This is a genomic window from Dokdonella sp. (assembly GCF_039926425.1).
Classification (GTDB): domain Bacteria; phylum Pseudomonadota; class Gammaproteobacteria; order Xanthomonadales; family Rhodanobacteraceae; genus Dokdonella_A.
On record NZ_JBDSWZ010000250.1, the window covers coordinates 1 to 22441 of the forward strand.

The window sequence follows — 22441 nt, forward strand, 5'->3', positions numbered from 1 at the left end:
GGTCGATGTCCGCTTCGATGCGCAGCAAGCCCAGCTGTCCGAACGCGTGATCGATGGCCAGATGGAGCATCTCGCCCGCATACCCACGGCCCCAGTAGGCCGGCCGGAGCGCATAGCCGATTTCGCATCGGGCGTGCGCGCGGAGAATCGAGAACAGCGAGCAGGTTCCGATCAGGGTGTCGTCGCCGTCGAGCGTCGCGGCCCATGGATAAAATTCCGTCGACTTGCGTTCGCGTCGAAAGAGCTCGATCCGGTCGGCCGCCTGTTGGCGATCGGTCCACGGGAGATGACTCCAGTAGCGCATTGCCCGCTCATCGGAGTGCAGGTCGAACAATGCATCGACGTCACGTTCATCGAGTGCGCGCAGGCGGATGCGGGCGCCGGTGAGTTCGGGAATGGGCGGCACCGTCGTCGTCAAGTTCCGGCTCCGGTTGCGACGCGCGGCAACGACAAGCCGCGGTTGCCGAGTGCCATTGCGCAGTGTTCGCTCGTCCAGACGCCGACGTGCGTTGTGGCCTGAGCGGTTCGGGGAATCGCATGGATCGCGCCTGCGTTCATTTTCTTTACTCCGCTGGAATGCACGAGGATATGCGGGACCACTGCATGTGTTTGACATGCACACCGATGCGGGATCGTCGACAATGGCCAGCCACGCCATTCTTCGAGGAGACCATCATGGGCAGCGCACGATTCGCGGTATCGTTTCGGATGGCGACGATCGCGTTCTTCGCGATGACGTCCATGGCAGCATCGGCCGCCAAGCCGATCGACTGCCGCATGCATTTTTCGCTGGTCGGCTGGTCTGCGTTCTACAAGACCGCGTCGGGCAACGGCAAGGTCACGTGCGACAACGGCCAGAAGATGGACGTGCATCTCGAAGGGAAGGGCGGCGGGCTCACATTCGGAAAGTCGGAAATCACCGATGGCCTCGGAAAGTTTTCCGAGGTGTACTCCATCGATCAGATTCTCGGCGCGTACGCGAGTGCGGGCGCGCACGCCGGAGCGGTGAATTCCGCGGAGGCGCAGGCACTGACCAAGGGCCCGGTGTCGCTCGCATTGTCGGGCAAGGGCCAGGGATGGGATCTTGGAGTCGCCTTTGGCAGGTTCACGATCTCGCGTCGCTGACCGTCGTGGTGGTGTGCTGCACGTTGCCAGTCGCATGAAAAGCGTTCCGCTGATCGTGCATCGCGGCGGATGCCATTGCGGGCGCGTTCGATTCGAAGTGGACGCGCCGGCATCGATCGCCGCACTCGAGTGCAACTGCTCGATCTGTCGCATGAGCGGGTTCCTTCACCTGATCGTGCCCGCCGTGCAATTTCGCCTGCTGTCGGGCAACGAAGACCTCGCCGAATACACGTTCAACACCGGAACGGCGAAGCATCGCTTCTGCCGTGTGTGCGGCATCAAGAGTTTCTACGTGCCGCGCTCGAATCCCGACGGATTCGACGTGAACGTGCATTGTCTCGATCGAACGACAATCGAGCGCATCGACATTGCATTGTTCGACGACGCGCGGCGTGAGGAAAGCGAGGCTGCGATCGCGCATTTGTCGCGCGACCGTTAGCGCAGACTTTTCCGATCAGCCAACCACGAACGCGAAGGCGAACAGGCCGAGCATCGCGAAACAGATGCCGAGCTTGGCGACGGTTCCCACCAGAAATCCGACCCACGCGCCGACACCGACGTCCGCTGCCTTGCGCAGCGTGCCACCCGCGACGAGCTCACCGAGCAGGGCGCCGACGAACGGCCCGAGCAGCAACCCGGGAATGCCGAGAAATATGCCAACCAGCGTTCCGATCGCCGCGCCGATCACCGCATGGCGACTGGCGCCAACCCGTTTGGCGCCCATCACGCCAGCAACGAAATCGATGACCAATGCGATCACCGTCAACACACCGAGGATCGTCAGCGTGATCGTGCCGACGTGCGCGAACTGATCGGCCCACGCGGCGAGCAGCATGCCGGCAAACACGATCGGCACACCCGGCAACACGGGAAGCACGCTGCCGACAATGCCGACCAGAATCAGCACAGCCGCGAGAACGTACCAAAGCAAATGCGGATCCATCGGACGTCCGGTAAATTTTCGGGAATGTACTGTACCCGACCGCGGCTGGGGGGCAACCGGCTAGTGGCAGCGGTTTCCGCCGTGATGGTTTTCTTTCCGGCAATGTCGAGAGCATCGCGGCTGAAGCCGCTCCCACAACCTCAAGCACCTCAGCCACATGCGAGACGCGCGCGGGAGCCACAACAAATTCAAGCGGCCGCACAATGCATGCGCGACGCTCGTGAAACTACCGTGGGAGCGGCTTCAGCCGCGAAGCTCCTCGCGTCGAGAGAGCGCGCGCCGTCGAATCGCTTTCGACGACGCACTCGCTGATCGCAATTTTCTTCAAAACGTTGCTGGCCGCCTCAGGTGCGATCCAGCCTGAATTCAATCGGCACGACGCCCCATGCCGGCACCGCCAAGCCGTCGCGCAACACAGGTCGGAAGTGCGCATGCAGCACGGCGTCGCGCGCGGCCTTGTCGAGCTGCGAATGGCCGGAACTCCGTTGGACCTCGATGCGTTGCACGCCACCGTCGGCGTCGACGAGCACGCGCAGCAGCACGGTGCCCTGTTCGCGGCGACTCATCGACGTTGGCGGATAGCGCAACTTCAACGCACCGGCATAGGCGAGGGTGCGCGATTCCCCGCCCGGAGTATCAGGCGTGCCGGCAATCGATGTGGAGGGCGACGAGTCGACAACGGCGGGTGTCGACATCGGCGTTTGAATGGCAACGACCGTGTCGGTGACCGGTGTGGGAACCGCGACTGGCACGGACGAACCCACCTTTGGCTTCTGCAGAACCTTGACCTTCGGAGGCGGCACCGGCAGCGGCGGTTCGGGCAGCAGCTCGGGCGGATTTTGCGTCTCGAACACAACGGCCGGGACAATCTGCGGAAGCGGCTTCACCACGGGCACAGCAATCGGTATTGCGATCACCAGCATCGCCGCAAGATGAAGCACGAAGGTGCTGCTGAGCGCGAACGCCCGAGGCCGGCTGAAGCGGGGTTGCACGGATGCGCTGCGGACGGTCATGGCTTCTTCCCGTTGGGTGGTCGGGAAGTGAAACGCAGCGGGTCGTGCCGCGGGGTTCGCGAACGGCGGGACGCTCGATCAACGCCGCGCCTTCGTGGACATGGGCGATGTGCGCGCGCCCGTCGGCGCGCGCACCTTGTTGTACTCGAAGCGCTTGACGATGCGACTGCGTACAGCGTCGCCGTCGCTGAATGTGAATTCCTCGCGCAGCGGCAGACCCCGTTTCGCGGAGATCCAGATTTTCAGCACCGACAGCGCGGCGCCATCGGGATCCGCCTTCGATCGGTCTTCGCGACGAAACAGCTGCGCTTGCACGTCGCCTACGGTTTCATCCGGCAACCGCTCGCACCGACTCGTCACGTTCGCAGCGATCGTCTTCTCGCGCGCCACGATGTCCTTCAGCGTCGCACCGCGCCACCACGCGTTGTACTGCTGCACGTATTGGACGCCATCGGCAAAGATGGCTTCGCTGGTGGTCTCGCCTTCCGCTTCGCTCGTGCGCGTGACCCAGGCATGCGTCGGCGTACGCATCTGCTTGCCAAGCGCATCGGCGATCGCCTTGCAATCGGCATCTGCCGCGACGGCGCTGGCCGCGCCCATCGCGATACCGCCGACCATCACGGCCTGAAGAATCACCAGCGGATCGCGGAAGTGCTTCATGGCTTGATTCTCATCGGGTAGTCGCCGAATGGTACTCCCGCGTCGTCCGCCTCCGTTCGGCACAACCGAAGCCCTGTTCAGGTCGCGGCAATCGCTCGGCTGCGCGCGAAACTCCGCGCATGGCACGCGCCACCTGCAATCGTGGGAAGCCCTCGCTGGGATGGCGTCGCCCATGACTCGTCGCCGTGATCCTGGCGGCGGGCGCGGCTACCTCCGTGCACTCCGCTGATTCCAGCCGTAACGCGGGCCTTGCCTCGACATTCGACGCCAGTGGCCGGTTACAGCCGTCGATCGCCTGGAACACGGCGATCGACTACGAAGGCGCGCCGCTGGATTATGGCTATCCCGCATTCGTGACGACGACTTTCCTCGATGGTGACTGGAAACCGATCGCCGATCGCGAAGACACCATGTCGAAGCGGCCTGGGCGTGCCAGACCACGACGAACAATGCGCCGCGTACGAAGCGAAGTGCACGCGGCGCTCACGCGGATCGAGATGACGATGAAAGCCGAATTTGTCGGCGGAACGAAGCGACTCCATCATGCGCGGTCCGTCATCACGGGCGAGGCATCCTGCACTGGCGTGCTTCGCAACAGATCGATGGCGGCTGCTGTCGCCATGGCGACAGCCGTTGCTTCACGCATCTCCTGCGGATGGATGCCGACCTCCTCGCATTGGCGCGTGAACGAATCGATATGCGACGCACATTGCCTGGAATTCGCGACTGCCAGTTCGTTCAGCCCTTTCTCGCGCACCGTGAGGGCGCCAGCTTCTGTCGTTCCCGCGTTGAGGCAATCCGGATGTTTCCCGGTAGTCGCTTCAGCACTGCCTTCGGATCCAACGTCGGGGGACGGTGCGCAGCACGCTGCAACCAACGTTGCCGATACCGACGATTGCGGCGCACATTCCGGGATCGCGCAGCGGACGGGTCGATCGACGGCAGGTCGCAGCCCATCGACGCTTCGGTCACGAGGAGCGGTGCGAACGCGAATTCCAGCGGACGCGTCCACGATGCAAAACCGGAAGGTGGATAAGCCCAGCGCTTCTCGTTGACCTGGGTGTGGCAGCAGAGCACCGGTCGCGCGCCGCCGCCTTGTCCGACGGCTCGCCAGCCGTTGCGCGCAGCCACCTCGGTAACGGCGTCGAAACGCCGGCGTACGCTGTCCGATTCCTTGCGCAGATCGAATCCGACATGATCGAGCACCGGACGGGTGATCCGTTGCGCGTTCGGCAGCCGGTCCTCTTCGGCCACCGGGATGGATGAGAAAATCACGTTGACCCCGGCAGGAAACGCATACTTCACGTAGCCCGCCTGACGATTCTCCGGCCGCCCTTCGGCATTGACGATCGCGTCGTCGGGCAGGGTCGATGTATCGGCCACCTTGACGTGGACATGCAGTGAATCGGCGGCCTCGAGCTGCGACCGGAACGGAAATTCCGCGTCGAACAACCAGCGCATCCGATGGCAATCGGCATCAGGGATCAGTTGCAGATCGGCGAGGAAATCGAGCGTGTGCCTCACGCCTGCACCATAGATGCCCACAGGTCTCCCCGACTTCCGCGAATCCTGCGGCGATCACGGTCCGTGGCGGCCGTGCGATTCTCAACAAGCGGCCTTGCGTCGTGGGGACATCTGTACGAATACCTGCGCACGTTTGCGATGGACGAAGGTTGGCCGACGATGTGGAATACGACGAGGTTTCATCAGGTCGACGTTGCGGAGGTCACGCGCGGCTGAAAGGCGTGGTCGCCTTCGCCGCACGTCAGCTCGCCTGCGCTCGATGCGTGGTTCTTGCAGCACGTCGATACGGCGATCGCGCAGGGTGTACGCTGTTGCCGCGCGAATCTCCGCATCAGCGTATCGTCGGGCGTGTTGCAACCGGTTGCGGGTATATGCCGCCCTGGCGGAAGCGGCCGGATCGTTTTTTCAAGCGAGACTTCCCTGTCAGCATGCGTTCTTCACCTGTGCCATCCGAGCCGCCGTCAGCGGAGTTGAAGACCATCCCGGCGCTCGAAGCGCTGATCGAACGGCTGCAGAACAATCAAGTGTCGCCCGATTCCGCCGATTCCATGGACGGTGCGGCAAGTGGCGAGGACACGACCGGCTTGCTCGGCATCCTGAAGGGGGCCCTCGCTTTATTGAAGGCCAGTGACCATCGCTTCCACGACCCGGTCTCACTCGAAGCGCAGTCGCAGACCGTCGAACCTGGTGCGCAGAATGCGCTGGCCAACCCGCACGGCTTCGATGCGACGCAGCAGCGTCTGCTGGTCGAATTCGCGCGAAAAGCGCTTGCCAGCAATGACTTCGATGCGCTTCTGAACGAGGCCGTGACGGTCGTCGTCCAAGGCATCGGCGTCGAGTTCTGTCGTGCCATGGAGATCGCGCCCGATGCCGAGTCACTGATCCTCAAAGCCGCTTGCGGCTGGATGGAACGCGGTATGGATCGCCGCTTGTCGCTCACGGATCCGAACGAGCGCGCATGCCATGCCTACATCCTGCGATCCGCCAAGCCGGTGACCGTCGAAGATTACGCGAACGAAACCCGCTTCGCTCCCTCGGCAACGCTGCGCGAACACGGCATCGCAAGCGCCGCCTACGTCGTCATTCGCGGAGCCGCAGGTGCGCACGGCGTGCTCGGCGCATATTCGCGCGACCGCGGCGCATTCACCGAACAAAGCGTGGGCTTCCTCCTCGGCGTTGCAAGCACGCTGGGCGCAACCGTCGAGCGCGTGCAGGCCGAAGAAAACGTCGCGTATCTCGGCCAGTTCGATCAGCTGACGGGGCTGCCCAACCGGAACCTGGTGCTCGATCGCATTGACCAGACGTTGACCCAGGCAAGACGCATTGACGGGCACGTCGCGATCCTGTGCATCGGCGTGGACCGCTTCAAACGGGTCAACGACACATATGGCCACGGCGTCGGCGACACGCTGCTGATGCTGATCGCACAGCGCCTCGGCCGATGCGTGCGGACCGGAGACACGATCGGTCGTCTCGGTGGAGACGAGTTCGCAGTCGTGCTCGGTAACCTGGCGGCCGTCGATGAAGTGAATCCGGTGCTGCAGAAAATCCTGCACGAACTCGCCCATCCATTCAAGCTCGACGTGCACGACACCTTCGTGACGGCGAGCGTCGGCGTTTCACTCTTTCCCGGCGATGCGCTCGACGCGGGTGTACTGCTGCGCAACGCCGATACGGCGATGTTCCGCGCCAAGGAAAAAGGTGGCAACAAGTTCCATTTCTATACTCAGGCGCTGAACGCTCGTGTGATCCACCGGATCAATCTCGAGCGCGAACTGCGCCACGCACTCGAGCGTCGCGAACTGGAACTGCGATACCAGCCGAAGGTGTCGCTGTACACGGGTCGCATCGTGGCCGCCGAAGCGCTGCTGCGCTGGAACCACCCGCAACGTGGCGAACTCGCGCCGGCCGACTTCATAGGGGTGGCCGAAGAAAGCGGATTGCTCATACCGATCGGACGCTGGGTCGTCGATACCGCGTGCGAACAGGCGATGGAGTGGCACCGTAGCGGACATCGGGACCTGACCATGGCCGTCAATGTGTCGGCCTCCGAGATCCGGCGCGGCGACGTACCGGGCGAGATCAGGGCTGCTCTCGAGCGCTCGGGAATGAGGCCGCAGCAGCTCGAGATCGAGATCACCGAGAGCATGGCGATGGACAGCGCCGAATCGTTGATCGACGCGCTGCGCGAGCTCAAACGGGTCGGCGTCACGATCGCGATTGACGACTTCGGCATCGGTTACTTGAACTTGGGATACCTCAAACGGTTCCCGATCGACACGCTGAAAATAAACCAGGTGTTCATCCGGGACATTGTCACGGACACCGATGATGCCGCCATCGTTCGCGCGATCATCGCGATGGCCCATCAGCTCAAGCTGCAAGTCGTCGCGCAGGGCGTTGAAACCGAAGCGCATGCGGCGTTCCTGCGCCGCCATCACATCGATCTGGTGCAAGGGTATCTGTTCGCGCCGCCCCTGGATGCCGCAGCATTCGGGCGCATGCTCGACACGCACATGTCCCAGCCGCTGCCGACTACGCGCCTGGCGTCGCCGCGGGCCTTGCTGCTGGTCGATGACGAGGAGAACATCCTGCACGCGCTCAAGCGCACGTTGCGCCGCGACGGTTACGAGATCCACACGGCCAACTCCGCACGCGAAGGTCTGCAGGTGCTCGCGCGAACGCCGATCGCGGTGATCGTGTCGGACGAGCGCATGCCCGAAATGACCGGCTCGGAGTTCCTCGGGCGCGTGAAGAATCTCTATCCGGACACGCTTCGCATCATGTTGTCCGGCTTCACCGATCTGAAAGTCGTGACGGCTGCAATCAACGAAGGCGCCATCTACAAATTTCTCACCAAGCCCTGGGAAGACGAGGGACTGCGCGAAGAGATCCGTCAGGCGTTCCGCCTCCATGAGGAAAAGGCGACGACACAAGGCGCGAACGCGCAAGCCGATCCGCGTTCCTGATGTCGTTCGATCAGGACAGCCGATGCGCGTTGGTAGCCGACGCCATCAATCGTTGCCGCTCGGGGACGAGATCACGATACCGCCGTACTCGTCGTGTTCGACCCGCGTGATGCCGGGGCTCTCCTTTTCGAGACGCTCCAGATGCCGATCCGCAAGCACCGATGGATCGACGGTTCCCGTTCGGTTTCCACCCTCGCTTTGGTTGGCCTGACGCAGGATCGATGCAATCGCCGTCCGCAGTTGCGGATCGTTCCACGGCTTCTCGATGAAGCGCGTGAGGTGGACTTCGTTGACGGCCGCAATGATCGCGTCGCGATCGGCGTAACCGGAGATGATGACGCGCGGCACGTGCGGATGGGTTTCCATCAATCGCGACAGCACTTCGACGCCATTCATCACCGGCATCCGGTAGTCACTCATCAGCAGGTCGAAGTCCTGCTCTTCGGCACGCTCGATCGCGGCCAGCGGCGAGGCGAACGTCTCGATCGCGAGTTCGCGTCCACCGAGTTGGCCGGCGTCGATCGCCGACAGGCAGCGACGCAGCGCGCTGAGGACATTGGGTTCGTCGTCGATGATCATGATGCGGTACATGCACGATTCCTTGTGGATCAGTTGGGTGGCTGCTCGACCGGCAACTCGATTCGCAGCATCGTGCCCTGTCCGGGAAGACTGCTGATCTCGATGGTGCCGTTGTGCTTGGCGACGATACCGTACGAAATTGCGAGGCCGAGGCCTGTTCCGCTGCCGACCGGCTTGGTCGTGAAAAAGGGATCGAAGATCCGTGGCAGGACGTCGGCCGATATTCCTTCACCATCATCGCCGATCGCGATCCAGATCCGGTCGCCCGTGGTGCCGGTGCTGACCGTGATGACGCCGCGTTCGGTGATGGCCTGACCTGCGTTCATCAGAACATTCATGAAGACCTGGTTCAACTCCGATGGCAGGCAATCGATGAGCGGCAACTCGCCGAACGAACGGACGATCTGCGTCTTGTACTTCAGTTCGTTCCAGACGATGTTCAGTGTCGATTCCAGCCCGCGGTGGACATCCGCGCGCACCCACGCCTCGCTGCCGTCGCGGCGCGAGAAATCCTTCAGATCGCGCACGATCTTGCACACGCGCTCGATGCCCTCGCGCGACTCGACCAGCAACTGCGGAAGGTCGACCGCGAGAAAATCGATGTCGAATCGCCTGCGGATCTCTTCATCCTGCGCAACCCCCGCCTGGTCGCCGGTCTCTGCCAGCGCCCGGGTGTAGGTGTCGATGGCCGTCAGCAGGTTGGTCACGTATTGCTGCAGCGTACTGAGATTGGAATTGACGTAACCGATCGGATTGTTGATTTCGTGAGCGACGCCGGCGGCGAGCTGGCCGATCGAGGCGAGCTTTTCCGACTGCACGATCTGTTCCTGCGCACCCTTGAGGCGTGTGTTGGCCACTTCCAGTTCCGCGTTGCGTTCGCGCAGCTCCGTTTCGCGCGCGTAGTCGGGTGTGATATCGCGGACCGACATCCCGAACGGGCCCGCTCCGTCAGGTCCGATCGCGGAAATCTGGGCCAGCAGTATCCTCTGCTGCCCGGACGGCACGCAGACCAGCACTTCGCCGGTCCAGCTGCCTTTGACGGTGGCCAGATGAAGCGCTGCAGCCGGCACCAGCGCCGCGTGCCAGTCGGCGATCGATTCAAGGTGACGGCCGCGGCTTTCCGGATTCAACATGCCGGCAAACACGATGGCGGCCTCGTTGGCATACAGCACCCTCTGTTCGGCATCGAACACGAGCGTCGCCACGTCGCACTTGTCGACGAGCGCCCGCAGGCACGGTGCCGCCAACGCATCGGTTGGGAGGAACGCGGGGTGCCGGCGCGCGATGCACGGGTCGTCGAGCGTCATAGAGCCGACTCCGATGCCGCTTCACGTTCGAGGGAAAAAGAGGGGGTCATCATGTCCGGGTCGCTGGTTGTCGGCCGCGCTGCATCCTGCGGGCGTCGCTTGCGGGAACGATGGGCCACCTGGCCACCCATCGGCAATACGTACGAATACCTAACTCTACTCCCCCAGCCGCCCGCAGCGCCGCTGACGGTCGTCTGGCGGACGCACCCCTTGTCCGGTTTTGTTGCGTTGCGCCGGCTGTCGCACGAATGGGCAGAACAACGGGCGCCGCTATGGACAGTGTTCGATGAAGCGAATAGTGTTGATGGCCAAGCACCTCCGGCCGGCGAATCTGCCGCTTCGCTTTCCTCCTGACAATCCGTCCCGCAACCTCGCAGCGGGTTGGCCAACCGTCCTGAGTATCGGCAAGCCTTTTCAGCCGCTCCATTCTGATGGCCAGTCGCATGCACGCTTTGTTGGCGCACGAAGCGCCGGATGACCGCAAGCCGGTGGTGCTCGTCGTCGACGACGAGCCCTTGATGCTCACAGCGCTCGGGCGATTGTTCGAGTGCGCGGGCCTCGCGGTGGAACTGTACCGGTCGGGTGCTGACTTCTTCGAAAAGGCACGGTTCGATCGACCCGGGTGCATCGTCCTTGACGTGCGCATGCCAGAGATGAGCGGTATCGAAGTGCAGGCACTTCTCGGTGAGCGGAACGTTCAGCTTCCGGTGATTTTTCTCACCGGCACGTCGGAAGTCCATATCGCGGTCGAAGCGATGCGCGAAGGCGCTGCGGACTTCATCGAAAAGCCATTCGAGCCCGATCATCTGCTCGCGCGCGTGCACGCGATGATCGTGCGCGACGCCGCTCGACGTCATGACAGCGGCGAGCGTAACGACGTACTACGTCGGATCAAGCTGCTGACGCCGCGGGAGTTGAGCGTGATGGCGCTCGTCGTTGCTGGCAACACCAGCAAGCAGATCGCGCGAACCCTGGGTGGCAGCCATCGAACAGTCGACATCCATCGCCATCATCTGATGGAGAAAATGAATGCCGTGTCGGTGGCAGATCTCGTGCGGATGGGTCTGCTGGCGAGTGAAACCCCGGTCCCAGCCCCATCCAGGAGACACACTGCGGGCCAATGACTGTCGGACGCAAGACCGCCTCAGTTGCTCAAGGCACAAACCTTGCAAGCTTACAGACGTTCGCGGCAGGAAGACGTACGCGGCAGGAAGAAAAAAAGGTCGGGACGGCGCGCGCAATTCTGGAATGGCGCAATTTCACAGGACAGGGAAAACGACATGAAAACCGGTATGCCCACGCCCACCGAGGCGTCTGTCCAAAGTTTCGCCAAGGCGCCAACCGGCATCGTCGGCTTCGACGAAATCACCAACGGTGGCTTGCCGCGCGGTCGCTCGACGCTGCTGGAGGGAGGACCGGGCTCGGGCAAGACCATCTTCGCATTGCAGTTCCTGGTCCATGGCGCGCGCGTCTGCAAGGAGCCGGGTATTTTCGTCGCGTTCGAAGAGAGCGCCGAACGGATCTTCGCCAATGCGGCCAGCTTCGACTGGAAACTGGCTTCGCTCAAGGACAAGTCGCTCTACATGCTGGACGCGCAGCCCAGCCCCGACCTGATCCAGTCCGGCAATTTCGACCTGGGTGGGCTGCTCGCGATGCTCAGTGCGTTGGTCGCGCGGACGCGCGCCACCCGCATCGTGTTCGACGCGCTCGATATCCTGCTTGCGCTCCTTCCCGACGAAGCGTCCAAACGGCGCGAGGTGTATCGCCTGCATCAGTGGCTGCTCGATCACGGGCTGACCGCCGTGATCACGGCGAAGGCGGGCGGTGACGACGCGAGTTCGATCTCCGGCCAGGAGATCGGCTTCATGCAGTTCATGGTCGACTGCGTGGTTATCCTCAGCCATGGCGTGTCCTTCGGCGTCTCGCAGCGCAACCTGCGCGTGCAGAAGTACAGAGGCTCCGCGTTCGACGAGCACGAATCGCCCTTCCTGATCGGCCACGGCGGATTCGAGGTCGCGGGTGCGCGCACCGTCGGCCGCAACTATGCCAACACCACGCATGAGAGAGTCTCCAGCGGCGTCGAACGCCTCGACACGATGCTCGGCGGCGGCTACTACCGCGGTGCGAGCGTGCTCATCACCGGCTTTCCCGGGACTGCGAAGACGACACTCAGCGGCGCATTTGCCGAGGCCGCCTGCGCGCGCGGCGAACGCACGCTGTTCGTCAGTTTCGACTCGGATTTCGAGGAGGTGATCCGTAATCTCAGCTCCGTCAACATCCGCCTCGCCCGTTTCGCCAAGAGCGGCCTGCTGCGCGTCGTGTCGGTGCGCGCGATCAGCGGCAATGCGGAAAACTACCTGCTCCGGATCAAGGCCTACGCAGTCGAACACGCAGCGCGCTGCATCGTGGTCGATCCCATTTCCACCTTGTCGAGTTCTCCCAACGAGCTCACGGCGCACAGCGTGGCGGAGCGACTCATCGACTGGTCGAAATCGCAAGGCATCACGCTGCTGTGCACCAGCCTCATCGACGAAAGCTCGACCCGCGCCTTGCCGGCGTCGCCACTGCAGCTGTCCACACTCGCCGACACGTGGATCCACCTCAATTACCTCGCGCAGGCCGGTGAGCGCAATCGAGGGCTGTCCATCATCAAGTCGCGCGGCACTGCGCATTCCAACCAGGTGCGCGAGCTGATCCTCAGCGATGCCGGAGTCACGCTGGCCGACACCTACACGGCAGGCGGTGAAGTGCTGATGGGGACGATGCGCTGGCAGAAGGAAAATGCCGAGAGCGCCGTGCGCCAAGCGGCCGAAGTGGCCACACGCTTGAAGGGCCTACGGCTGGATGCCGAGGAAGCGGAGCTACAGGTGCGCGCGAGATCGCTGCAGGTGGAACTGGAAGCCAAGCAGGCCGAGCGCGCGTTGCTCGACCAAAGCACGGAAACCCGCCAGCGCGAACAGGTGAAGGATCATTCGCACGTCAAGGAGTTGCGCGGCGCCGACGTCAAGAAGCCCGTCACCCGGCGGAGCAGGTCGTGACTGCGCCGCTGGTGTACCGGTTCCGTCTGTACGTCGCGGACGACGTGCCGAACTCGGCGGAAGCCATCGCCAATCTCGCCGCGATGTGCGACCAGCACCTGCCGGGTCGGCACGAAGTGGAGATCGTGGATGTCTTCAAGCACCCGCAGCGCGCGCTTGCCGATGGCATCTTCATGACACCGGCGTTGATCAAGCTGTTTCCCGCGCCGGTCCGGAAAATCGCCGGGACCCTCAGTGACGTGCAGATCGTGCTGCACGCGCTCGGGTTGGGCAATCTCGCCGCATGAGCGTCGGCAAAAAAACGCCTGCGCGCGGTCCGCCGACGCAATTGCCGGGCGTGCCCCGTCGCGCGGCGCAGGGTGGATCCAGCGTGTTCGCCAATGCGGACGAGGAAGTCTATGCGCTGATCGAAACGATGCGCGCGGTGGAAGAGCGCCTCGACGAACTGACGGCGGGCCAGCTGGACGTGGTGATGGACAGCACCGGCCGCACGTTCCTGCTGCAACGGGCGCAGGAGCAATTGCGCGACGTGCACGCATCGAGGCAGGCCGGCATCCTCAATGCACTTCCCGCACACATTGCGCTGCTCGACGCGCATGGCACCATCGTCTCCGTGAACGAAGCCTGGAGCCGGTTCGCGCGCGACAACGGGCTGGAAGGCGATCCAGCTGACGGCCGGGCCAACTACCTGCAGGTCTGCGATGCGTTGAGCGACGCCGACCAGGCTCAGCCGCACCCGGTCGCCGACGGCATACGTTCCGTTCTGAGCGGCGCCGCCAAGAGTTTTTCGATGGAGTACGCGTGTCACTCGCCGACGCAGCAGCGCTGGTTCCTGATGCTCGTCAATCCGCTGTCGAACGACCGTCGCCTTGGCGTCGTCGTCATGCATGTCGACGTGTCGGAGGAAAAGAGGATCGAGGAAAGCCTCCGGCGCAGCGAGAAGCGCTTCAAGCAGCTGGCGGCAAGCATCAATGACGTGTTCTTCCTCATCGATGCGATGACCGGCCGCATGCTCTACGTCAGTCCTGCCTACGAAACGATCTGGGCGGCGACCGTCGACACCTTGTACGCGCACCCGGACTCGTGGATGGACAGGGTCCACCTCGACGACCGCGAGGCGACGCTCGCCGGATTCCGCGAGGGGATGAAGCATGGCGCCTTCCTGCTCGAATACCGGATCGTCGGCCGCGACCGTGCGATCCGCTGGATCGAGACGCGCGCGTTCCCGGTGTACGACGCCGACGGCGCCTACATCCGCGTTTCCGGAATCAGCTCGGACGTCACCGTCCGCAAGACGAGCGAGCTCGGCCTGCTCCGCCTGGCACGTCTGCACACCGTGCTGAGCAAGGTGGGCGAGGCGATCGTGCGGATCGACGATCGGCAGGTACTGTACGACGCCGTCTGTCGCATCGTGGTGGAGGACGGCGGCTTGCGGATGGTGTTCGTTGCCGACGTGACGAACGACGCGATGCACGCGCGTCCGATCGCTTCGTTCGGGGAAGGCCAGGCGTTCCTTCTCGATTCGGCGGGCGCCGGTAACGAACCGATGGGGTGGGGCAGCGTCGGCACGGTGGTGCGAACGGGATTGCAGGATCGCTGCAACGACATCGACACCGACCCGCGCATGCGGCGTTGGCGCGAGGCTGCGACGAGCAACGGGCTGCTCGCCAGCGCCTCGTTCCCGCTGCGATCGTCGGGCACCCTCGTGTCGGTGCTCGTGCTGTATGCCGGCGACGTGAATTATTTCCAGGACGACGAAATCCGCCTGATGGCGGCGGTCGCCAACACGTTGTCGTTCGCCCTCGAATCGCTCGACCACGAACAGCAACGGACGCGTGCCGAAGCGCAAGTGCGCGAAGGCGCCGCGCTGCTGAAGATGGCCGGTCGCGTCGGCCGTCTCGGTGCATGGGTACTGGAACTGCCGTCGCTGGCGTTGACCTGGTCGGCGGAAGTGCTCGCGATCCACGAACTGCGCCCCGACTACATGGCCACGGTGGAGACGGCCATCGATTTCTACCCGGAGGAAGCGCGCCCGACGATCCGCGACGCGATGCGGACCTGCATGGAGGAAGGCACGCCGTTCGACGTCGAATTGCCGTTCATCACGGCCAAGGGACGCCGCATCTGGGTGCGCAGCATCGGCGAAGCGGTGCGTGGCGCGGACGGCGCCGTCGAGCGCATCCATGGTGCATTCCAGGACATAACCGAACAGCGGCGCAATGTGGAACTGCTCGCGAACCACAGCGCGCTGATGCAGCAGTTCGTGCGGCATACGCCGGCGGCGGTAGCGATGCTCGACCTCGACATGCGCTACGTGCAGACCAGTGACCGATGGCTGGAGGATTATCAGCTCGGCGGCCGCGACATCATCGGCGAGTCGCATTACGACGTCTTTCCGGACCTTCCTGCGTTCTGGAGGGACATCCACGTGCGCGTGCTGGCCGGTGCCGTCGACACCTGCGAGGAAGCCGCGTTTCCACGCGCCGACGGAAGCACCGACTGGCTGCGGTGGGAAGTGCGTCCGTGGCGCACGGCCGACGGCGAGATTGCCGGGCTGATCATGTTCACACAGATGATCACCGCGCGAAAACAGGCCGAAGAGACGTTGCGACGCAGCGAGGTACGCTTCCGCAGTATGTTCACCTCGGCAGCCATCGGCATTGCGATCTCGACGCCCGGCGGACGCTACCTCGAAGCGAACGCTGCCTATTGCCGCATGATCGGTTACGACGAGGCCGAGCTTCTGGAACGGGATTTCGCATCGTTGACGCATCCGGACGATCTGGGCGTCAACCTCGATCTGCGCGATCAGCTGCTGGCCGGCGACCTCGACAGTTTCGTGCTGGAAAAGCGCTATATCAGGAAGGACGGCGCTGTGGTCTGGGGCCGGCACAGCGTGTCAGCCCTTCGCGCCGCCAACGGCGACGTGGTCACGTTGATGGTGATTGCCGAGGACATCACCGCCCGCAAGCATGCCGAGCAGGAAGTCCGTTTCAACGAGCAGCGCTACCGTTCGCTGGTGGAAGCCACCTCGGCGATCGTCTGGTCGACGGCTGCGTCGGGCGAGTTCGAAGTGGAGCAGCCGGGGTGGTCCGCCTTTACGGGCCAGACCTTCCAGGAACTCCGCGGCACAGGGTGGCTCGATGCAGTCCATCCGGACGATCAGGCGGAGACGTCGCGCGTGTGGGCCACCGCTGTTGCCAACACGTCGCTATACCAGGTGGAACATCGACTGCGCGCGAGGGAGCGCGGGTATCGCAACATGATGGTCCGGGCCGTGCCCATCTTCAACGACGACGGGCTGATCGTGCAGTGGATCGGCGTCCACACCGACATCACCGACCAGCGAAACGTGCAGGCGGCCTTGCTCGAGAGCGAAGAACGCTACCGCGCGCTGATTGACTGGTCTCCGGATGCGATCTGCGTGCACCGCGACGGCAAGATGATCTATGTCAACCCGGCCGGCGTGGTGCTGGCGGGCGCCGGGTCGCCCCACGATCTCATCGGCCGATCGCTGATGGACATGCTCGAGCCCGAGCCCGATGAAACGCAGGCGGAGGTCGTCGCGGGCGACGGCGGGGAGGCGGACGTCAACCCGCGCACCGAACGCAAGCTGGTGGCGCTGGACGGTCGCATCGTCGACATCGAGATGCAGGGTATCCCGATCCTCTACGACGGCGAGCCGGCCTTCTACAGTTCCATGCGCGACATTGGCGCACGCAAGCAGGCAGAGGAACGAATCCGCTATCTCAGCCGCGTGCATGCCGTGCTGAGTGGCATCAACACGCTCATCGTGCGCGAGCGCGACCGGGAGGAACTGTTCAACGAAGCCTGCCGCATCGCAGTGGAGGCGGGCAATTTCCGCATCGCGATGGTGGGCATGCTCGATGCGACGCAGACGAAGATGGAAACCGTTGCGCTGTACGCCGCGGACGAATCCCTGCGCGCGACCATCGCCGGTATCGTCGAAGCGAGCGCGGGCGCGCTGACCGCCATGACTGCCCTGGCGGTGCAGGGAAAGACGGCGATCGTCGCCAACGATTCGCAGAACGATCCGCGGGTTGCGTCCGCCTACATCCACGAGCAATTCGGGGTGCGGTCGATGGCGATCCTGCCCCTCGTCGTCGCGGACCACGTGGTGGGCGCGCTCGCGCTGTATTCCAATCACGTCGAGTTCTTCCACGCGGCGGAAATGACTCTGCTCAATGAACTCGCCGGCGACATCTCTTTCGCGATCGAGCATATTGCCCGCGGCGAGAAGCTCGAGTACCTCGCCTACTACGATGCGACAACGGGCCTTGCGAACCGGACGCTGTTCCTCGAACGCGTCGCGCAGTTCGCGCGCAGCGCCGCATCTGCCGGGAACAAACTGGCGGTCGGATTGATCGATCTCGAGCGCTTCAAGCACATCAACGACACCCTCGGCCGGCCCGCCGGCGACGCACTGCTGCGGCAAGTGGCCCAATGGCTGGCGACCAATGCGGGTGACGCGAGCCTGGTGGCTCGCATCGATGCGGATCATTTTGCCTTCGTGGTACCGCAGATTCGGCCGGAAGGCGATATCGCCGGCATGCTGGAAAGACAGCGTCGGGCTTTCCTCGATCATGCCTTCCAGGTCGAAGGCGCTGCGTTGCGGACCGCCGGCAAGATCGGCGTTGCCGTGTTTCCGGAAGACGGTGCCGATGCCGAAACCCTGTTCAAGCACGCCGAAGCTGCACTGCGCAAAGCCAAGTCGGCCGGCGAGCCCTACCTTTTCTACCAGCAGACCATGTCGACCGCCGTGTCCGGCAAGCTCGCGATGGAAAACCAGCTTCGCCAGGCTGTCGACCAGGGCGAATTCGTCCTCTACTACCAACCCAAGATCCACATCGCCAGCGGAAAGCCCACCGGTGCGGAAGCGCTGATCCGCTGGAACAACCCGCGCACCGGACTGGTGTCGCCTGCCGAATTCATTCCGCTGCTGGAAGAAACCGGACTCATCCACGAGGTGGGTCGCTGGGCACTCCTCAAGGCCGCGGAGGACTTTGCTCGTTGGCGCGTCATGGCGCGCACGGCCGGCGTGATGGCGCTGCGCATTGCGGTGAACGTGTCGCCGCTGCAATTGCGCCATCGCCACTTCGTCGACGAAATCGCGCAGGTGGTCGCCCTCGACGCCCACGCCGCCGCCGGGCTCGAACTCGAGATCACCGAAAGCCTGATCATGGAAGACGTGCGCCACACGATCAGCAGCCTGCAAAAGATCCGGGCCATGTGCGTCAGCATCGCCATCGACGATTTCGGCACCGGGTTTTCATCACTCAATTACCTGTCGAAGCTACCCATCGATACGCTCAAGATCGACCGCTCGTTCGTGGTCGACATGACCAGCGGCCCCGAGGGCCTCGCACTCGTCTCCACCATCATCAATCTCGCGCACTCGCTGCGATTGAATGTGGTGGCGGAAGGCGTCGAAACCGACGAGCAATCCCGCCTGCTGCGCCTGCTCGGCTGCGACGAACTCCAAGGCTACCTGATCAGCAGACCGTTGCCGGTCGAGCAGTTCGAGGCGAAGTTCCTGTCGCTGCCGACGGGCGAGTAAGCGTGGGCGCTGTGGCAAGCGTCCGTCGAAACCGGATGTTCTCCCACAGCGTGCCTCATGCAGGTTGCCACGTGAAATCGTGACGTCTTGGATCCGGCTCGATCCTGCATGGAGGCGGTTTCCACCGACGGTCTGCGAATCGATCTTCCCGGATGTCTGGGAGAGTGCACTCGAATCCGTTCCGCTGGTCGAGCGCGGCGACCTGATGAGCGCGTGCCACCCGCCCCTGACCCGCCCCGATGCCGCCATCCGACTCGCCACCGCGCATACCTGGTCGGTGTGGGAGGGCGCCACCAGTTTCCTGTACCGGGACGGCTCGCACATCGCGTCCAGCGGCCAGGACGAATTCGCACTCGCGTTCGCACGCATCGAAAATCACTGCTTCGTCAACGGCGGTTTTTGCGACGCCGACGACCCAACTGGTCGGAAATGTCGATGGGGGAGGATGACGGCTACAGCATCCGCATGGACGGCAACGCCATCGGTGCAACCACGAGTGCGATCGCGGTGAGTCTGTCCTGCAGGTGATCCAAAGCGTCGGCGTCCACGAAGGACGCCGACGCATCGATGTCTTCGGCGCGGCATGCGCCGGCGCCAGGTGACCAACCCAACAGGACTCTGCTTTCGATTTCCGGTGTGCCACGCGCCTGCGTTGGTCCGATACGAACCGGTACGTGCGCCAGTATGTCCATTCCCCGGCGCACCCGTGCGCCGGCTTTTTGACGAAGGACGTCGCCGCCACGCCGCAAGTGCACGCAACACGCCCGCAGCACGCGACCTGCGGTTGGCTCGCTAATTGCTATTTCCATTCTTTCCATGCTCAGTCCAACGAGTGCCGATGACCGGCAGGCGTCCAACCAATGAATGGAACATATAACTCCCTCCTCGTCCTCGTGTCGTACATCGTCGCGGTGTTCGCCTCGTTCGTCGCCCTCGACATGTCCAGCCGCATCAGCGCGAGCGAAGGCCGCGCGTCGCGATGGTGGCTGATCGCGGGCAGCGTCGCGATGGGCATCGGCGTGTGGTCGATGCATTTCATCGGGATGCTGGCGTTCCGGTTGCCGGTGCCGCAAGGCTACGACCTGCTCGTCACCGTGTACTCGTTGCTGATCGGAATCGCCGCATCGGGTTATGCGCTGTATCTCGTGTCGCGGCCGCAGCTCGGGCGCTGGAAGCTTGCCGGCGGCGCCGTGGTCATGGGAGCGGGCATCGCCACCATGCACTACGTCGGCATGGCGGCGATGCGGATGGAGCCGCCCATCGAATACGATCCTGGCTGGTTCGGCGCGTCGATGGTCATCGCGATGGCGGCTGCCGGTGCTGCGCTGTGGATCGCGCATCACCTGCGTGCGGAAGGGCGTGGCCAGAACCGCAACCGCATCCTCGCCTCGTTCGTGATGGGATTCGCGATCGTCGGCATCCATTACACCGGCATGGCCGCAGCGCATTTCCGGGCGGGAAGCTTCTGCTCGGCCGCCATCGGAAATGGAGTTTCCCAGCAATGGCTCGCGAGCCTCGTCGGCACGGCGAGCTTTGCCATCCTCGGCATGGCGCTCGTTGTCTCCATGCTCGACCGTCGCCTGCAGGAACGCACCGCCCTGTTTTCCCATTCCCTCTCCGACGCGTACGAGCGGCTGCAGAGCATGGCACTGCACGATTCGCTCACCGGCCTTCCGAACCGGTCCCTGCTCGAGGATCGTATCGGCCGGGCGATCGCAAAAGCGGCTCGCGACGGCTCGCGCTTCGCATTGATGTTCTTCGACCTGGACGGATTCAAAGCGATCAACGACGGACATGGTCACATGGCGGGCGACCGGATGCTGCTGCAGGTCGCGCGAAAAGTGCGGGAGACGCTTCGCGCGCAGGATACGTTCGCGCGTATCGGCGGCGACGAGTTCGTGCTGCTGATCGACGTGTCGGCGCCGGAGGATGCCATCATCGTCGCGGAGAAACTGCAAGCCGTGGTCTGCGAACCGCTGCAGCTCGAGAGCGGATTCGTCGGCGTCAGCGCGAGCATCGGCATTGCCGTGTATCCACAGGACGGTACCGATGCGGAGACGTTGGTGGCCAACGCGGATGCCGCGATGTACACGGTCAAGAAGGAGGGACGCCGCGGCTATCGCTATTTCGAAGCGTCGATGAACGTCGGCGCACGCGACCAGTTTGCGCTGATGCGGGACCTGCGCATGGCCGTCCGCAACAGCGAACTTTTCCTGGAATTCCAGCCGAAGCGGACATCCGCGGGCGGCATACTGGCGGGCGTCGAGGCGCTGCTGCGCTGGCGTCACCCGACGCGCGGACTCGTCCCGCCCGATCGCTTCATCGCGATCGCCGAGAAGAACGGGCTGATCATGGAACTCGGGCGGTGGGTGCTCGACGAAGCGTGCCGGCAGATGGCGATCTGGCGCGAGCAAGGCCCCGAGGTACCCAACGTCGCCGTGAATCTTTCGTGGGTGCAGTTCCACTCGCCGGTTCTGGTGGAGATGGTCTCGTCCGCATTGCTCCGGCATGACCTGCCGGCTGAGACGCTCACGCTGGAAATCACCGAAAGCACCGTGATGAGGGATTCCGTGGCGAGCATCGCCATCCTGGAAAAGCTGGCCGCCATTGGCGTGCGCATTTCCATCGCCCACTTCGGCACGGGCTACGCGAGTCTCATGTACCTCAGCAAATTGCCCGCCGACGAACTCAAGATCGATCGCGCCTTCATCAAGGACTTGGTTCGCGGCGGTGAAACGGCCGCGATCATTTCCGCCATCGTCGCGCTGGGTCGTTCACTGCACCTCGACGTCATCGCGGAGGGAGTCGAAACGCGGGAGCAGCAGCTACTGCTCAGCGAGCTCGGTTGTTCGTCCCTCCAGGGTTACTACATGGGTCGACCGTCCGCGGCCGACGTGCTGGCCGCGCCGGCTCCGGTCACGACCGTCTGTTACGTCGGTTCGTTTTCCGGCGTGGATCGCCGAAGCGACGTCGACCTTGCTGGCCGTCTTTTCCAGGCCGCGCCCTTGGCGGGCTGTGGCGCGCTCGCATACGATGGCACGCACGGACGCGGATCCGCCGGTTCCCGACCGTGGTCATCGTTCGGTCGCGTTCTCGATGGGTTGGACGTTCCGGCGGGACTCGTCAGGCGATCCGCAAGCCCCCGCGAGGGCCCGATCGCGACTCCCATCGCTTCATCAACGGATTCTCCATTGACTTGCGTCGACCGAACACTCTCCGTGGCACCGATGATGGACTGGACCGACCGCCACTGCCGGTTCTTCCATCGCCTGCTGTCGCCGAATGCGCTGCTCTACACCGAGATGGTCACTTCGCCAGCGGTGGTGCATGGCGATCGCGCGCGGCTGCTCGGGTTCGATGTTGCCGAACAACCGGTTGCGTTGCAGCTCGGTGGATCGGACCCGGCCGAGCTCGCCCAGGCGGCGCGCATCGGCGTCGACCTGGGTTACGTCGAGATCAATCTCAATGTCGGTTGTCCATCGGATCGCGTGCAATCGGGTCGCTTCGGAGCGTGCCTGATGCGCGAGCCGGCGCTGGTTGCCGATTGCGTGAAGGCGATGCGCGATGCGGTCGCGCATACGGCGGTGGCGATCACTGTGAAATGTCGCCTCGGTGTCGACGAGCAGGACGAGGAATCGGCGCTCGCGGATTTCATCGACGCGGTGCATCCGGCCGGCTGCGACGTGTTCGTCGTGCATGCGCGCA

17 protein-coding genes are annotated in these 22441 nt (G+C 63.8%); 10 read left to right on the forward strand and 7 right to left on the reverse strand.

Going from position 1 to position 22441, the window contains the following annotated elements; all coding sequences use genetic code 11:
* Positions 1–418, reverse strand: a 418-nt coding sequence (locus ABIV12_RS14405) for a GNAT family N-acetyltransferase (protein WP_348060511.1), incomplete at its 3' end; no start/stop codon positions are given.
* 290 nt (positions 419–708) lie between these two features.
* On the opposite strand from ABIV12_RS14405, the gene ABIV12_RS14410 reads away from it, so the two are divergent.
* Positions 709–1125 carry a hypothetical protein gene (locus ABIV12_RS14410; protein WP_348060542.1) on the forward strand — a complete coding sequence of 139 codons (417 nt, stop codon included), beginning with the start codon at positions 709–711 and terminating at the stop codon, positions 1123–1125.
* 34 nt (positions 1126–1159) lie between these two features.
* On the forward strand, positions 1160–1564 hold the full coding sequence (locus ABIV12_RS14415) for a GFA family protein (RefSeq protein WP_348060512.1): 405 nt from the start codon (positions 1160–1162) through the stop codon (positions 1562–1564).
* Positions 1565–1579: 15 nt separating this feature from the next.
* On the opposite strand, the gene ABIV12_RS14420 is transcribed toward ABIV12_RS14415, so the two are convergent.
* The 4 genes from ABIV12_RS14420 to ABIV12_RS14435 form a co-directional block, all read right to left on the reverse strand.
* Complete coding sequence (locus ABIV12_RS14420; RefSeq protein ID WP_348060513.1) at positions 1580–2068, reverse strand: DUF456 domain-containing protein; 489 nt, start codon at positions 2066–2068, stop codon at positions 1580–1582.
* Positions 2069–2412: 344 nt separating this feature from the next.
* Positions 2413–3081 carry a TonB family protein gene (locus ABIV12_RS14425; RefSeq protein ID WP_348060516.1) on the reverse strand — a complete coding sequence of 223 codons (669 nt, stop codon included), beginning with the start codon at positions 3079–3081 and terminating at the stop codon, positions 2413–2415.
* 78 nt (positions 3082–3159) lie between these two features.
* Positions 3160–3741 carry a hypothetical protein gene (locus tag ABIV12_RS14430; protein WP_348060519.1) on the reverse strand — a complete coding sequence of 194 codons (582 nt, stop codon included), beginning with the start codon at positions 3739–3741 and terminating at the stop codon, positions 3160–3162.
* Between the two features lie 738 nt (positions 3742–4479).
* A complete protein-coding gene (locus ABIV12_RS14435) occupies positions 4480–5265 on the reverse strand; it encodes a hypothetical protein (protein ID WP_348060521.1) in 786 nt (261 codons plus the stop codon).
* A 72-nt stretch (positions 5266–5337) separates the two neighbouring features.
* On the opposite strand from ABIV12_RS14435, the gene ABIV12_RS14440 reads away from it, so the two are divergent.
* Together ABIV12_RS14440 and ABIV12_RS14445 are read left to right on the forward strand one after the other, a co-directional pair.
* Positions 5338–5481: a hypothetical protein gene (locus ABIV12_RS14440; protein WP_348060522.1), complete on the forward strand. Its 144-nt coding sequence runs from the start codon at positions 5338–5340 to the stop codon at positions 5479–5481.
* Positions 5482–5693: 212 nt separating this feature from the next.
* Positions 5694–8234, forward strand: a complete 2541-nt coding sequence (locus tag ABIV12_RS14445; RefSeq protein WP_348060524.1) for an EAL domain-containing protein — start codon at positions 5694–5696, stop codon at positions 8232–8234.
* A 45-nt stretch (positions 8235–8279) separates the two neighbouring features.
* On the opposite strand, the gene ABIV12_RS14450 is transcribed toward ABIV12_RS14445, so the two are convergent.
* Together ABIV12_RS14450 and ABIV12_RS14455 are read right to left on the reverse strand one after the other, a co-directional pair.
* On the reverse strand, positions 8280–8825 hold the full coding sequence (locus tag ABIV12_RS14450; RefSeq protein WP_348060526.1) for a response regulator: 546 nt from the start codon (positions 8823–8825) through the stop codon (positions 8280–8282).
* 17 nt (positions 8826–8842) lie between these two features.
* Positions 8843–10120, reverse strand: coding sequence for an ATP-binding protein (locus ABIV12_RS14455; RefSeq protein WP_348060528.1), 1278 nt, complete (start codon positions 10118–10120; stop codon positions 8843–8845).
* Between the two features lie 443 nt (positions 10121–10563).
* Here ABIV12_RS14455 and ABIV12_RS14460 point away from each other — a divergent pair, with 443 nt between their 5' ends.
* From ABIV12_RS14460 to dusA, 6 genes are all read left to right on the forward strand, one after another.
* Positions 10564–11244, forward strand: a complete 681-nt coding sequence (locus ABIV12_RS14460) for a response regulator (protein WP_348060530.1) — start codon at positions 10564–10566, stop codon at positions 11242–11244.
* A gap of 156 nt (positions 11245–11400) precedes the next feature.
* Entirely contained in the window at positions 11401–13158 is a 1758-nt protein-coding gene (kaiC, locus tag ABIV12_RS14465; RefSeq protein ID WP_348060532.1) for a circadian clock protein KaiC, read from the forward strand.
* Positions 13155–13445 carry a circadian clock KaiB family protein gene (locus ABIV12_RS14470; RefSeq protein WP_348060534.1) on the forward strand — a complete coding sequence of 97 codons (291 nt, stop codon included), beginning with the start codon at positions 13155–13157 and terminating at the stop codon, positions 13443–13445. The genes kaiC and ABIV12_RS14470 overlap by 4 nt, the downstream gene beginning before the upstream one ends.
* Positions 13442–18736 carry a PAS domain S-box protein gene (locus tag ABIV12_RS14475; protein ID WP_348060536.1) on the forward strand — a complete coding sequence of 1765 codons (5295 nt, stop codon included), beginning with the start codon at positions 13442–13444 and terminating at the stop codon, positions 18734–18736. Before ABIV12_RS14470 ends, ABIV12_RS14475 begins: the two co-directional genes overlap by 4 nt.
* A 79-nt stretch (positions 18737–18815) precedes the next feature.
* Positions 18816–19247, forward strand: coding sequence for a hypothetical protein (locus tag ABIV12_RS14480; RefSeq protein ID WP_348060538.1), 432 nt, complete (start codon positions 18816–18818; stop codon positions 19245–19247).
* A 349-nt stretch (positions 19248–19596) separates the two neighbouring features.
* The coding region (gene dusA / locus ABIV12_RS14485) for a tRNA dihydrouridine(20/20a) synthase DusA (protein ID WP_348060540.1) at positions 19597–22441 on the forward strand (2845 nt) is incomplete at its 3' end.